General features: G+C 38.2%; 12 protein-coding genes. 4 read left to right on the top strand and 8 right to left on the bottom strand.

Annotation, left to right across the window (positions count from 1 at the left end; all coding sequences use genetic code 11):
• The 4 genes from U9K52_RS08255 (at position 1) to pelA (ending at position 6231) form a co-directional block, all read left to right on the top strand.
• Positions 1-531: a hypothetical protein gene (locus U9K52_RS08255; protein WP_248394783.1), complete on the top strand. Its 531-nt coding sequence runs from the start codon at positions 1-3 to the stop codon at positions 529-531.
• 227 nt (positions 532-758) lie between these two features.
• Positions 759-3746 (top strand): VIT domain-containing protein, encoded by a 2988-nt coding sequence (locus U9K52_RS08250; protein WP_322925932.1) that lies wholly within the window; start codon positions 759-761, stop codon positions 3744-3746.
• A gap of 274 nt (positions 3747-4020) precedes the next feature.
• Positions 4021-5205: a DUF4861 family protein gene (locus U9K52_RS08245; RefSeq protein ID WP_322925931.1), complete on the top strand. Its 1185-nt coding sequence runs from the start codon at positions 4021-4023 to the stop codon at positions 5203-5205.
• 3 nt (positions 5206-5208) lie between these two features.
• On the top strand, positions 5209-6231 hold the full coding sequence (gene pelA / locus U9K52_RS08240) for a pectate lyase (protein ID WP_263602342.1): 1023 nt from the start codon (positions 5209-5211) through the stop codon (positions 6229-6231).
• A 70-nt stretch (positions 6232-6301) separates the two neighbouring features.
• On the opposite strand, the gene U9K52_RS08235 is transcribed toward pelA, so the two are convergent.
• The 8 genes from U9K52_RS08235 to U9K52_RS08200 form a co-directional block, all read right to left on the bottom strand.
• Positions 6302-7411, bottom strand: coding sequence for a pectate lyase family protein (locus U9K52_RS08235; protein ID WP_263602343.1), 1110 nt, complete (start codon positions 7409-7411; stop codon positions 6302-6304).
• A 231-nt stretch (positions 7412-7642) separates the two neighbouring features.
• Positions 7643-7981 carry a cupin domain-containing protein gene (locus U9K52_RS08230; protein WP_322925930.1) on the bottom strand — a complete coding sequence of 113 codons (339 nt, stop codon included), beginning with the start codon at positions 7979-7981 and terminating at the stop codon, positions 7643-7645.
• A gap of 20 nt (positions 7982-8001) precedes the next feature.
• Positions 8002-8739, bottom strand: a complete 738-nt coding sequence (locus U9K52_RS08225; protein ID WP_322925929.1) for a rhamnogalacturonan acetylesterase — start codon at positions 8737-8739, stop codon at positions 8002-8004.
• 53 nt (positions 8740-8792) lie between these two features.
• Positions 8793-9770 (bottom strand): pectinesterase family protein, encoded by a 978-nt coding sequence (locus U9K52_RS08220; RefSeq protein ID WP_322925928.1) that lies wholly within the window; start codon positions 9768-9770, stop codon positions 8793-8795.
• Between the two features lie 180 nt (positions 9771-9950).
• On the bottom strand, positions 9951-10859 hold the full coding sequence (locus U9K52_RS08215; RefSeq protein ID WP_322925927.1) for an alpha/beta hydrolase: 909 nt from the start codon (positions 10857-10859) through the stop codon (positions 9951-9953).
• Positions 10860-10895: 36 nt separating this feature from the next.
• Positions 10896-12563, bottom strand: coding sequence for a glycoside hydrolase family 28 protein (locus U9K52_RS08210; protein WP_322925926.1), 1668 nt, complete (start codon positions 12561-12563; stop codon positions 10896-10898).
• Position 12564: 1 nt separating this feature from the next.
• Positions 12565-13410, bottom strand: coding sequence for a rhamnogalacturonan acetylesterase (locus tag U9K52_RS08205; RefSeq protein WP_322925925.1), 846 nt, complete (start codon positions 13408-13410; stop codon positions 12565-12567).
• An 81-nt stretch (positions 13411-13491) separates the two neighbouring features.
• Positions 13492-15135 (bottom strand): glycoside hydrolase 43 family protein, encoded by a 1644-nt coding sequence (locus U9K52_RS08200; protein ID WP_322925924.1) that lies wholly within the window; start codon positions 15133-15135, stop codon positions 13492-13494.
• Positions 15136-15163: the final 28 nt, after the last annotated feature.

Raw genomic sequence — 15163 nt, 5'->3', positions numbered from 1 at the left:
ATGAAAATTTTATTAATTTTATGTATAACGGTTTCCACAGCATGTTTCTCGCAAGTTGCTGTAGGTAAATCTTCAGTAACCAATTCTAATGTATCATTGGAGTTTGGGAATTCAGAAAACAGGGGTTTGATATTACCATGGGTAACTTCGGAAAACGATATCATTAATCCGGTAGATGGAACAGTGATATTTGATACAAGCGATACTAAAGTAAAGTATCTGGCAGCAGGAGCCTGGATAGGTCTAAATGCCGATCCTAATTTAGTTACTCCTGTAACAATAGATACATCCCTGCAGGATACCAAGACTGAAAACACAAATGCCATGGTAAGAATAGGAACAAATGTAGATCCTGATGTTGATGGTATCCTTGTGCTTTCGGATACTAACAAAGCGATGGTGCTTCCTAAAGTAGCAAGCCCTCATCTTAATGTTGTAAACCCTGCGCCGGGAATGATAGTCTATGATACGACGTCTCGTTTAGTAGCGGTTTTCACTGGAGATGCGTGGAGTTTTTGGGGACCTCGATAGTGCATTGTTGATTTATTATATTTGGCTGGATAAGAGATTATCCGGCCTTTTTTGATAATATGGTTCTGTTCAGTTAATTAAATTACAGCCTACATACAATGTATCATGTTTAAAGTATCAATTAACTCTTCTCTTTCAGTTACTAAAAGTTAAGCTAAATTATTCTTTCCAACCTTTTCTCGATTTTATGCATCTGTATAAATAGAAACAGTTGTAATCAATAAATTATGAAAAGGTTATATACACAATTACTATTATTTTTTCCGCTTTTATTTCTGGCTCAGATACCGGTTGTTGAAAGTCCGGACGGGAAAGGGAAATATAAAAAAGACAATCAGGTAATTCTTCAGAAACTGGAGATTGAAACAAAAATTGCCGGGAAAATTTCTACCAATACCATTACAATGGTTCTTAGGAATAATTCGGGACGTTTGAGAGAAGGCAGAATTACCTTTCCTCTTCCTGAAGGTGTTAATGCGAGCGGCTATGCTTTAGACATCAATGGAAAGCTTCGAAACGCTGTTCCCGTTGAAAAAGAAAAAGCAAAAGAAGTATATCAAACCATCAGGAAAAGAAATATAGATCCCGGGCTCCTGGAAAAAGTGAGTGGGAATAATTTCCGGACAACAGTATATCCTATCGCCCCAAACGGAGGGGAAAGGACTGTTCGCATTACCTATCAGTATGAATTAAAAAAGTCGGGGGATTTTCTCCAATATTTTTTACCTCTGAATCAAACCGCTGAGATTCCCGAATTTGACATAAAAACAACCGTTTTTCAGAATTTGGATGCTCCTGTGCTTGAAGAAAAGCCTGACGGTAGCTATAATTTTGTTAGTACCGGAAACGTATGGACTGCCGAAATGCACAAGAAAAATTACAGACCAGACAATAATCTAAAAATCAATTTTCCTGTACAGGATAAGAGCCAGCGGATTGTCGTTCAAAAAGCAGCGGATAACTTTTCCTATTTTCTGGCTGATATCTCCGTATATTCAAATGAAAGAATGAAAAAACTTCCGAATAATCTGGCCGTGGTCTGGGATCATTCGTTGAGCGGAAAGAATCGGGATCATGTAAAGGAAATGGCCTTGCTGGAGGAATATTTTAAATCGAATAAAAATCTTACGGTAAACATTTATTTCATTAACAATATCTTCGAACAAGGACAAAGTTTCAAAATTAACAATGGAAACTGGAGTGAGTTAAAGACTTATCTTTTAAAAACAATTTATGACGGCGGAACAGATTTCGGAAAGCTAAAGCTGCTGAGCGAAGACGAAGTATTGTTTTTTACGGACGGTTTGTCATCTTTCGGAGAACTGAACATGCCTTTGAAACAGCCTGTCTACACTATTGCTGCATCCAATAATATAGATTTTAACCAGCTGAAATTCATAAGCAGTACCACAGGAGGAGAATTTTTAAATCTAAATGAAAATAATCCTGAAAAAGAAGTTCGGAAATTAGTTTTTCAACCTTTGAGATTTTTAGGTATTGAAAATAATACTCAGCTTTCAGAAGTCTATCCTTCATTGCCTCAGACTATAACAGAAGATTTTGTATTAACTGGAATTGTTAAAGGTGACCATACAACAGCTACTCTTAAATTTGGGTACGGAAATGAAGTGACAGAAACCAAAACCATTGATGTCAATATCAATGAACAGGCTGTAAAGGATTGGGAAATTTCAAAGTTCTGGGCTCAGAAAAAACTTAACGAATTGGAAATTTTTGAAAAGAAGAATAAAAACGAAATTAAAAATGTCAGCAGGCAATTTGGCTTGGTAAGCAATAATATGAGTTTAATGGTGCTGGAAAATGTGGAGGATTATGTCCGTTATGATATTGCTCCACCTGCAGAATTAAAAAAGCAGTTTGATGAGATTGTTAAAAATGACAAGGCAAAAAAAGATGAACGAGTAAAAGATCTCATGGAAAATGCAGAAAAAATGACTGAAAATCTTAAGACCTGGTGGGAAAAAGAGTACGATCAAAAGAAAAAATTAAGACAATATCCTAAACCTGAATCCCGGCGTGCTGCAAGTGATAGTACATCAAGACAAACTGAAATTGAAGAAGTTGTATTAATTGGATATAATAACAGCAGAACTGATGATGAATCAGAAGTTTCAGAACCAAAACGGGAACAACTTCAGATGAGTGTCAGGGGAATGTCATCCATTGCATCGAATACAGTACCTAATGCGCTGTCAGGATCTGTCCGTGGGGTTGAGGTGAGAAATGTAACTCCTGCAGAAAGGCCGTCAGATATCATTAATTCCGGAAGAATTCTTACCGTTGATATTGTTTCTAAAGCAAAATACATGAAGCTTTTCAGAGACATGAATAACCCGGCAAATATATATAAAACTTACCTTCAGAACCGTAAAGAATATGAGGAAATACCACAGTATTACTTTGACGTTGCACAGCTTTTGTTAAAAAATAATGATAAAAAGCGTGGCTTAAAAGTGTTGAGCGCAATTGCCGATCTTGAGTTTGAAAATGAAGAGTTGTACAAATTACTGGCTTATAAATTGAAGCAGGCTGAAGCGTATGATAAAGAGCTTTTTGCTGCAGAAAAAGTGTTGGAATGGCGGCCTTTTGATCCGCAAAGTTATAGAGATCTCGCTCTTGCACTGGAAGATAACGGCCAGTATCAGGCTGCCCTGGACAATTTTTACAAAATTCTCACACAGTCTTACACAAAGGAACTTGCTGACCGGGATGATGGTATTGAAGAAACGGTTATTATGGAGATCAATCAGCTGATTGCAAATCACGGATCCCAATTAAACCTTAGCAATATCAATCCTAAAATCATAGCAGATCTTCCGGTAAATATCCGCGTAGTCATTAGCTGGAATAAGGATGATACGGATATTGATCTCTGGGTGACCGATCCTAATAATGAACGATGTTATTATTCGCATAAGGAAACAGAAATAGGAGGAAGACTGAGCGACGATTTTACAGGAGGCTTTGGCCCTGAACAGTTCTTACTTAAAAAAGCGATGAAAGGAAAGTATAAGATTCAGACCAATTTTTTTGGAGAGCAGCAGACAGGAATTGCAGGTCCTACAGCCATTATGGCGGAAATTTATATCAATTATGCTACCGGCAAGCAGGAAAGAAAGATCGTGGTATTCCAAAATCAGAAAGAAAATGGAAACAAAGAAGATGGTATTCTTATTGGAGAGTTTGAATTTTAGAACTGATGATCTGTGATAAAGCGGTTTTTATGTAATATCCATGTTAAAAAATAAATAAACACAATAAATTTAATATGATAATGTTAATATAATGATCAATGTGTAGTGAAGAAGTTTGAGTTTGAGTGCCTGCAGTAATGCAGGTACTTTTGTTTTAAATCAATATCTGAATTAAAAATTATGAAAAAAGAAAATGGTAAATTGAATAAAAATTTAAGCAGTTTTAATTGTTTTATTTTTATTACTTTTGAAAACTGACTCAACTGATATAATTATGACTACAGTTAAAAATTCTTTTGTCGGATTGATGTGTGCAATCGGTTGCATAAATTCAAGTAGTATACATGCTCAAAAAATTATTGAGTTAAATAATACACTTGATTTTCCCAGAAAAGAAGTTGTCGCTGTCCCTGTTTCTCAGTTAAAATCATTTTTGGATAAAAGTAAAGCGACTGATCTAAGGATTAGAGATACAAAAGGCCAACTTGTTCTGATCCAATGGATTGATAATAATGGAGACGGAAATAATGATGAATTGCTTTTTCAGGCAACAGTTGAAGGACATCAAAAAGCAGTGTATACGATCTCAGCTGAACCGGCAATACCAATCCTCAAAACTGAAATTTCAACGTACTCCCGGGTGGTTCCGGAACGGGTAGATGATTATGCATGGGAAAATGACAAAATAGCATTCAGAATGTATGGCCCGAAAGGTCAGCAGGAAGCATTGCAGGGGGTAAAAAGCAGTACGCTCTCAAGCGGTGTGGACATCTGGCTGAAAAGAACGGAGTTTCCGGTCATTAATAAATGGTACAAAGGCTATCTTACGGATCCCATGTATTATCATAAAGATACAAGGGGGGAGGGTTATGATCCTTACCATGTCGGAAACAGCCGCGGAACAGGTGGAATCGGAATATGGATAAATGACAAGCTTCAGGTTTCGCAAAATTTTGTTGCCTCCAGAACCATTGCAGAAGGTCCTTTGCGTACGGTTTTTGAATTGACCTATGATCCGTGGAGTGAATTTGCAGTTAAAGAAATTAAAAGAGTTTCATTGGATCTTGGATCAAATTTTTCAAAATTTGAATCGTATTTTAGAGCAGAAAAACCGGCTCCCAACTATACCATTGGAATAACTTTACATAAAAACGAAGGTGAAGCAAAACTAAATGACCAAAAAGGATACTATCTTCACTGGGAAAAAATTGATGACGCTTTTGTAGGTGAAGGTATTGTTGTGGATCCGAGTATTGTTGAAAAATCAATTGTTTTCCGATCTGATGCTCCGGATGAAAGTAATCTGTATGTCGTTACAAAACCTCAGGATAAACTGGTTTATTATGCAGGATTTGCATGGCAGAAAAGCGGTGATATCCAGACTCGGCGGGACTGGGAAAATAGGCTTCAAAAACAATCTGAAATCATCAGAAATCCTTTAATCATTACAATTAAATAAATCATGAAATTCAACATCTGTACTCTTGCTCTGGGATTAGTTAGCTTAAATATATCCGCTCAGGTAAAAAAAGATACGCTGGCAGAAAAAATGATGCTGTATCAGCTTCCTGTGGGAGGCTGGGGAAAGCAGCTGGAAGATAAATCAGTAGTTGATTATAGTCTTCCGGTTGACAAAAATCTTTTAAGAAAAATAAAATCCACGGGTGATGATCACGCGACCATTGATAACAACGCTACCTCAAGGGAAATTAACGCTTTAATGAAAGCATATTCCGAAACGAAAAATCCGGATTATCTGAAGGCAGCGGAAAAAGGAATCCGTTATCTGCTTACCATGCAGTACGAAAATGGTGGTTTTCCTCAATATTATCCTAACAAAGGATTATACCGAAAGCAGATTACTTTTAATGACAATGCCATGATTAATGCGTTAACGGTTCTCTACAATACCGCAGAAGGGAAAAACGATTTTATCGCGGTAGATCAAAAACTGAAAGAACAATCTAAAAAGGCTGTAAAAAAGGGAATTGAATGCATCTTAAAAGCACAGGTTCTTCAGAACGGAAAGCCAACGATTTGGGCAGATCAGTACAATGAAATTACCCTGCAGCCGGATAAGGCTAGGGCTTTTGAACCTGTTTCCCTGGCAACCGCAGAATCCGTAGGAATTGTACGGTTTCTCATGTGGCAGCCCGTAACGCCTGATATTGAAAGATCCGTGAAATCTGCCGTAAAATGGTTTACAGAAAATGATATTGAAGGATACAGCTATAATGTCGTAAAACAAAACGGAAAGACAGTAAGAGTTCTTGCAGAGGATAAAAATTCCGTTGTCTGGGCAAGATTTTATGATATTCATGATAACCGTCCTCTGTTTGGCGACCGCGACGGAAGTGTAAAATACAATTACAACGAAGTTTCCGAGGAGAGAAGAAACGGCTACAGCTGGTTTGGCGATTTTGCAAAAAAGCTGATCGATAAAGAATATCCTAAATGGCTGAACAGCAATAAACTTTCTCAATAAGAAATTTACTTAAAAACAACCGCGCGGGCTGAGAATCAGCCCGCGCGGTTTATAATCAGCGTTTAAATTCCTAAAAAGTATCGCAGATATTTCCGCTTAATGTGGCTCCTGCTTTTGCCGTTACATCAGATTTTACATCAGAAGCATTAAGTTTATTGACGGAATAGGGTGGGGTAAATGCAGTCCCGCTTCCGGATGTATTTCCGGTTACGTTCACAAAACTGTTTCCTGTTTGTGTTACGGCGGTATAACCCGTCATGAGATTGATCGGTTCTTTTACGTTTTCAAATACGTTTCTTTCCACCAGGATATTCGCCTGAACACCCGCAGCAATACATTTATTGCTTACCGAACTGTTGAAGTAGCTGTTAAGGATATGGATCTTTCCGTATCTTACCCTCGGCATACGTTCTCTGCATCCGGGTCCCCACCAGCATCTTACAAAGGTTACGTTCAGTTTGCCTGCATCTGCAGTAGCACCGTCACTTGAGCCGATCAGATTGGAAAAACGGTGATCGTCTGTCCCTCCGGATCCTCCGGGTTTAGGGGCTTTCAGATAATGAAATTTGGTGTAGGATACAGTGACGAAATCCGATTTGTTTTTAATATCGAAGTTTCCGTCTACGCCGTCCCGGAATTCACAGTGGTCGATCCATACATTTCGGCAGTCATCGAGAATCGCATTGTCCCAACCGTCGGTATCATATGCTCCCGGACCTTCAAAAATAAGGTTTCGGATGATGATATTGTTGCATCTTTTAATGTTGATGATCCCTGATCCGTCTTTGGTCTGGTTGGTGGAAACCAGTTTTGCGCCGCTGGCTCCATAGATGGTTTTGCCGCTCTGATCCTGAAAAGATAATCTGGCAGTAATCGTTATGGTTCCGGTAACTTTAATGACTTTTACCGCCGTATTTTCAATTGCCGATTTTAACTGAGCATAAGTTGACACCGTTGTTTCCGCAGCGGTTCCACCACCGGTTGTTCCGCCGTTTTGGGAAGCCCATCCCGGAGCAACACAGTTTGCCAATGGGACAATGGTATTTACGGACATTTCATTTTTTATTTCATTCGGATTATTCGCCAGGTCGGATTTTAGATCTTCCTGTCCGCAGCCTGTTAAAGCAAAAATTGAGCTCAGGGCTGCCGTGAGAATGGCAGCTTTTGTTTTTGTTTTCATAGTAGTAATTATTTGTTGTTGATTCAAATCAAAATTATTAATTTAATATTTAATTGTTTTATATTTTAAACTATCAATATTTATATAATTATAATGTTGATTATTTATATTGTTCAATCGGTTGCATATTATGTATTTAAAAATAATATTTTTTTGCGGCTTGAAACGATATAAAAATAGTTGAATTAACAGATGAACTACTCTGTAAACGATAGCAGTGCCCGGTAATTTTTATTTAATAAAATCTTCTCTGAAAGGCGCGAAAGCATCAATCAATTGTCCTTCTTCAAGACATCTTACCCCATGAAAAATATTGGGTTGGGCAAAAAAGCCGTCACCGGCCTTCAGTATTTTTGTTTCACCGTCAACGGTAACTTCAAATGTTCCCGAAGCAGCATAGGTGATCTGTGAATGAAAATGCTGATGTAAAGCCCCTACTGCATCTTTTTCAAATTTCACAATCACCATCATGATCTGTGAATTGTAGCCCACAAATTGTCTTGAAACGCCGGCTCCCAAGTTTTCCCATTCGGAATTGCCATCGAAAAAAGGCTCTTTTTTAAAATTCATTTCAGATATTTTTATTGATATTATTTGATAAATTTTTCCAGTCCGGTTTTCATGTTTTTCAAAGATTCAGCGGCAAGTTTCGCTTCCAGATCTGCTCCCAGTTTGGACAAGTGGGTATCGTCGTCTTTTCCTTTGGGATAATACGGCTCTTCACCTTCCTTAAAATGGAGATGCAGTTTTTTTGAATTTTCTGGACCATAGGCAATTTCAAGCTGTTCTGTAAGCAGCTGCATGTCTACGAAAGGAACATTCAGATCATTGGCAACCATTCTTACCACCAAGGGATATTCTTTATGGGTGTCTATCAGCACTCCGTTTTCGTTAAAATTTCTTCGTACAATAGAAGTCATTAAAATAGGAATGGCTCCTTTTGCTCTTGTTTCCTTTACGTATCTCTCCAGGTTGGCCCTGTATTGCGTGTACGGATTGGTAAATTTTGTAGAGTCTTTCACCTTCTGATCATTATGCCCGAACTGGATAATGACAAAATCTCCCTTTTTCAGCTGTTTTTCAATGGCAGCCCATCGTCCTTCCGTCCTGAAACTTTTAGAACTTCTTCCGTTCATCGCATGGTTCTGGATTTCGATACCTGTTGTAAAAAATTGGTTTAAAACCTGTCCCCATCCATGTTCGGGATTTTTATCCGGATTTTCTTTATTGGCCATGGTAGAATCACCGATAAGGAATAAAGTCGGCTTTTTCTGAGCCAGAATGAATGTTGAAATTACTATGCTAAACAGTAAAAATATTTTTTTCATTTTAAGATAAATTTAATTGGTTAAGGCAATTAAGAATTATATTTTATTACTCATTACTCATTACTCATGATGGGGTTCCAACCACTAAAAATCTTTTCCAGGGTATAATTTTTCATATCTTTTTTAGTCAGCTGATGCGACCAGTTTACCCGATTTGAGGTATTACCGCCTGCGCCTTTGCTTCCGAACTCTGCGTAATAAGCCGTTTTTTCTTTATCGGGAAACATCTTGTCTCCTTTCCACGGGTTCCAGCCTTCAGAAACAATATGACCTCCCATTTCGGTATTGATGAAAACCGTTTTGGCGTAAGGTCTCCAGGGTCTTCCAAGAAAAACTTTTGTAACACCTTCTTTTGCGATAAGTCTGCAATCAAAGAAAACAAAACCATATTTCCTGTCTTTTTCCGTTGCAGCAGCTGTGATATAAGAGTCGGTTAAACTTTTAATGGTACAGTTTTTAAAAACTGCTGTTGCCTGCCCGAAAATAAAATCGGTAGTACCTTCTATAAAACAGTTTTCAAAATACTGCCTGCTGTGATTTGTTGCACAATATACCGTATCCTGACACCCCAGAATATTTGAATTTTTGATGATAAAACGATCGCCTTCCACATGGAGTGCAACTGCCTGTCCTTCATTGCATGAAGAATTCTGAATCGTTAGATTGCTTATTTGTATATCATCACCCATCACCAGCAAGGTGTAAGAATTGAATGTCGTCATTTTTTCATTGAACGAATCCTGTTTTCCTGAGAAATCATTGTTGGTGATCATTGTATTGTCTTTATTTTCACCTTCTAACGTGATTTTATGTTTTGAAGATGAAATGACCACTTTTTCATTATATGTTCCTGATTTTATATAAATCAGTGCTTCTGCCGGACCAAGATCTCTTACGGAATTGATGGCTTTTTGTATGGATATAAAGTCGCCGCTTCCGTCTTTGGCAACGGTAATTTTGATATAAAGATTATTTCCGGCAAAAAGAAAATTTGCCATTGAGACAAGGAGAATTAAAAATAATTTTTTCATAAACTGATTTATTATTTTCTGACGCAAGATTTGTTTTATATTACCTGATTTTTAGACAGCAAGGACAAATAAATTTGCTGCGCGAAGCGATGACGATAGCTTCATAAAATCAACTTATTGATTCGTTTTTGCTCACTAAAATATTTTTTTAATTAAATTAACTCCTTTGTGTTAAAATTATTATTTCAAAACTTTATCTAAAAAAGCAGCGGTAAGATTCAGGGTTTCCGTAAACCAGGGTTCTGCTGACCAGAAAGAGTGCGGCGAATCCTTAATCTCATGGAATTCTGTCTGAATATTATAATTTCTTAATTTATTCATCATATCGTCTCTGCCAGCATGAAACCGGGGTTGCGAACTGTTAATGAAAAGAGTCGGTGATGTATTTTTATCAACATATTCCAAAGGTGAAGCGGTTGTCCAGTTTTTCAAATTAACATCTCGGTCGCCATCCAGCCAGTACGCTGCGTAGGTACTTTCTTCGGCTTCAGGATGAATAAATGAAACAATTCCGTCCACATTCACGATGGCCTGGATTTTATTCTTTGATTTTACACCGACCAAGGTGGCCATTTGTGCTCCCGCAGACTCTCCGTACACTGCTATTTTCCTTTTATCTAAAGCATATTTTTTATGATTTTTCTTCAGCCATTGAATTCCGGTTTCGATATCTTCCACACCGGCAGGAAATTTTGCGACATCTGCCAAGCGATAGCCGACAGCAATCACAACATATCCTTTTGAAGCGAGCTCCATGGCCATATATTTTTCATTTTCCTTGCTTCCGGAAATCCATCCGCCACCGTGAACCATTGCAATTCCGGGATATTTTTTAGATCGATCTTTGGGATAATAAATATCTGCTTTTAAAGAAATTCCGTTGATATTCTTGTATTCTACGTCTTTATCAATAATGACATTTTGAGGAACCGGTCTTTCAATCGGGGTTAAAAAAGAATATTTCTTTTTTAGTTTTTCAAACGTAATTTCGTTGGTATAAGGAGTGGCATTCGGCCGTTTTACCTGTCCGAATGCCATGGTCCCCATTAAAAAAATAGAAATATAAGTATGTTTTATGCTAAAAATCATCCGCTTGTGGAGTTTTTATACTATTTAATTAATTAGTTATTTAACTGCATTTTTCGCTACATCTGCACCCACAGAAAGTAAACTCCTGTCAGACCCAATTTCTTTCGGCAGCAGGACTGCTCCGGTTTTATTTCCTAAAAGTTTTACGTAAGGTTTGTTTGCTGATTCAAATTTCACCGTTGAAAGGTTGATGTTTTTACTGTTGTAAATTGTTGCACCTGTTCCTTCGGTATATTTCAGCTTTACATTTTTAAGTTGAATTCCGTCTGCGTCTGCAATGGTTAATGCTTTCCGGGTATCAAACTGCGAATCTTCAATTACAATATTTTTAAGGTTCATTTCCGCAAGCCCGAATAAAGTTATGGCTTCATCAGAATTCACGGCATTGATATTTTTAAAGAAAATATTTCTGAATACCGGTGTTTTTTCCGTTACCGGAAAAACTTTTTCAGGGGTTTTGTTTTCTTCCTTTGTCTGCCCGTCTTCCAGCACAGGAGATGCGCCTTCGTAGAACATATTAAAACCGATCGTCTGTGTCGGGATGTTGATCATATCGATATTTTTAATGTAAATATTCTCCACAATTCCGCCTCTTCCGCGGGTCGTTTTGAAACGCAGACCGATATCGGTACCGATAAAAGTACAATCGGAAACATGAATATTTCTTGCGCCGCCGGACATCTCGCTTCCTATCACAAACCCTCCGTGACCATGATACACCACATTATTTTTAATAATGACATTTTCAGTAGGCATTCCTCTTTTTCTTCCGTCTTCATCTTTTCCGGATTTGATGCAGATCGCATCATCACCAACATCAAACGTATTATCATAAATTAAAACATTTTTACAGGATTCTAAATCTACACCGTCTCCGTTCTGGGAAAACCACGGATTCCTGACCGTAAGATTTCTTAGAATAACATTGGAGCACATTAGAGGATGGAGATTCCATGCCGGAGAATTCTGGAAAGTCGGCCCGTCCAGCAGGACTTTGTCGCAGCCAACTAAGCTTACCATTACCGGTCTGAGAAAATCTTTTACGGTAATTAATTCATCTTTGGAAATTTTATCCGGAACATTAAAATTAGAGCTGCTTTCCAGTCCTTTTTTATAGCTTTCCGAAGGATACCAGTTTTTACCGTCCGCAGACAGAACGCCGCCGGATTTTACGATGTCTTTCCATTGAGATTCGGAAACTTTACTTTTTTTGATGGCTCTCCATGCGTCACCGCTTCCGTCGATCACGCCTTTTCCTGTAATGGCGATGTTCGTCGCATTTTTTGCTGAAATAGGAGACTGGCAGCGAATGGTGTTTAGCCCTTCAAAGCTTACGTCCACCAAAGGATAATCGTTTTTATCTTTACTGAAAATAATGAATGCGCCTTCTTCAACATGAATGTTAATATTGCTTTTAAGCACAATCGGTCCTGTAAGCCACATTCCTCTCGGTACAACTAATTTACCGCCACCTTTTTTGCTTAATTCATCAATAGCTTTTCTGAAAGCCTCCGTATTTTTTACATTGCCTCCGGAAATTCCTCCGAACTGTGTAATAGAAACCGTATTGGCAGGAAATGAGGTTTCCGTTACATGAGGCATTTTAAACTCAATATTTTTATAAATATCCAGGTTTTGGGCATTTATCTGGGCAGAAAACAGTAACGCTGTCGCCAAACCGATCATTTTTAAAGACTTCTTCATTTTATTTTTTTTGAGTTGTAATTATTTTTTTAAATTCCTGATAAACCAGCGAAGCAACCGCTTTTGCACCTTCCGGCTGAAAATGGGTATTGTCTTTCTGCCCTTTCGGATAAGCTTCGTATGTATTTTCAGGTAAATTCATAAAGTAATGATTCGTGGTGAAATCCTCTCCCTTATGGGTAAAGTATTCCATAGACAATTTATTTAAATCGATGTACGGAACATTCATTTCCATCGCTACATCAATCGGAGCTTTTGCATATTCACCATGAACATTTTGGAGTTTTCCGTCTTTCCACGGATAATTTCTGGCCACCGGTGTCAAAATAATGGGATTGCCCCCTTTTTGTTTTGTCTGGGTAACAAATAATCTTAAAAATTCTTTATACCCTTCAATATTCACATATCGCTCCGTATGCTTTTCAGAACTGTCGTTGTGACCAAACTGCATTAAGACATAATCTCCGGGCTTCAGGTGTTCATAAACGTATCTCCATCTTCCTTCCTGAAAAAAAGTTCTTGTGCTTCTTCCGCCATGCGCTCTGTCGATAACTGCCACAGAATCTGCTGTAATACCGGGCTTCAAATCCGGCAGGCTGTCTTTTTTAAAGAAGAGCTGAAAAACCTGTCCCCAACCGGTAATCGGATAGCGTACTTTCATATAATCTTTTCCCGGTTCATAATCTCCCGTATAATCTGCCACGGTAGAATCGCCGATGAGGTAAATATGGGTAACTTTTTTATCGCGTTTTGCCGTTGTTTTCTGAACACTGCTCTGTGAACTGCATCCTGACAACAGCAAAACGACTAATAAAAATGAAACTATATAAAAAATTTTGTTATTCATTTATTATAAAATATTTATATTGTAAATCCAAAGGCGCAAAATCAAAGATTTTCGACAAATTTCCAGTGCGATTTAACAATTTTAATTTTTAGTTATTCTGAACCAGTCGAAATCGGCATAGCCGCCGCGTGGTGCCTTAGCGCTACTTAAGCTATACAAACCGACTTTTGCACCGATCCATTTTCCGGGTTTTGCCTGAAAAACTTCTCCTATTTTCATAAAGCTTTTTCCGTTTTCACTATAGCTAAACTGGCATAAACCATTCGGTTCGCTCACATGTACTTTTAAATAGGCTTCATTTCCGTTTAACTTTGTTTCAGCTAAAATTTTTTCCTCGCCGCCTTTCTCTGCTTTTTCAGCTTTTCTCAGTTGGATGTAAAATCCGTCCGGTTTATTGGTGATAACAAGGGAAGCATGATCGGTTCCCATAATCAATAATCCTGCAGTTTTTCCTTCTTTAGCTTCTTCAGGAATTAGTTTTACTTTCGTTGATGCTGTAAAATTTGGAGCCGGGAATTTCTGGGTTAATAAATTCGGGACATTCCAGAGATTTTTTTCGCCTTCGGGAACTTTTATGGAAAATAATCTTAAAAATTTCTGTCCCGGCAGTTTTGAAGACCACACAATGTTTTCATTGGCGCTCCATTGCCATTGCAGACCTAATTTTTCACCATCAAATTCATCTGTTTCCGGGGGAGTAACAATAGGATAAGATTGCCCTACATTTGGTTTTTTATAGGTTAAAACAGGTTCCCCGATTCCGTTTTTATTGGTATCTATTCCCATTACAGGCCAGTCTTTTTCCCATTTCATCGGCTGAAGATGAACAATTCTTCCATAGGTGTCCACATCCTGAAAATGATAAAACCAATCTTCTCCGGAAGGCGTATCTACCCAGGCTCCCTGATGAGGTCCGTTGATTTTTGTAGAGCCCTGTTCAAGGACAATTTTTTCTTCGTAAGGGCCATAAATATTTTTCGACCGTAGTACCAGCTGCCAACCTGTAGCCACCCCGCCGGCCGGAGCAAAAACGTAGTAATAACCGTTTCTTTTGTACATTTTCGGACCTTCTACGGTTGGGTGCTTGTCGTGGCCGTCAAAGATATGAATGCCTTTGTCCAATACTTTTGTTCCCTCCGGATTCATAGTATTTAAGGTTAATATGCTTTTCACTCCGGCACGGCTTCCCGCCCATCCGTGAACCAGATAAGCATTGCCATCTTCGTCCCAGAACGGACAGGCGTCAATCAGGCCTTTTCCTTGCATAACCAAAACAGGTTTTTCCCATTTTTTCAGCGGATCTTTGGTTTTAACCATGTAAATCCCGAAATCCGGGTCACCCCAGTAAATATAAAATTCACCTTTATGAAAACGCATGCTTGGTGCCCAGATTCCGTCGCCTCTTTTCGGAACGGAGAAATGTTTGGCGGGCAAAACATCTTCAACAGCATAATTGACCAGATTCCAGTTGACCATATCCTTGGAATGAAGAATGGGTAATCCTGGGGCTTCGTTAAAGCTTGAAGCGGTCATATAGTAATCATTACCGACACGAACTACATCCGGATCTGAGTAATCTGCGTGGAGAATAGGGTTTTTATAGTTTTTTCCCAGATCAGCCGTCCACACTTCGGAAACATAGTTTTTTTCCTGTGCATTCAGATAATTCGATGCTATCGAAAAAACAGTGACTGAAAGTATATTTAAAATTTTTTTTGTCTTCATAATCAGATTTAATCTGTCTTTATTTAAC

Origin of the sequence: Chryseobacterium sp. MHB01 (genome assembly GCF_034651565.1) — a bacterium.
GTDB classification, from domain to species: domain Bacteria; phylum Bacteroidota; class Bacteroidia; order Flavobacteriales; family Weeksellaceae; genus Chryseobacterium; species Chryseobacterium nepalense.
The sequence above is the reverse complement of the archived record's forward strand: the minus strand, read 5'-3'. Positions and strand labels throughout refer to the sequence as shown.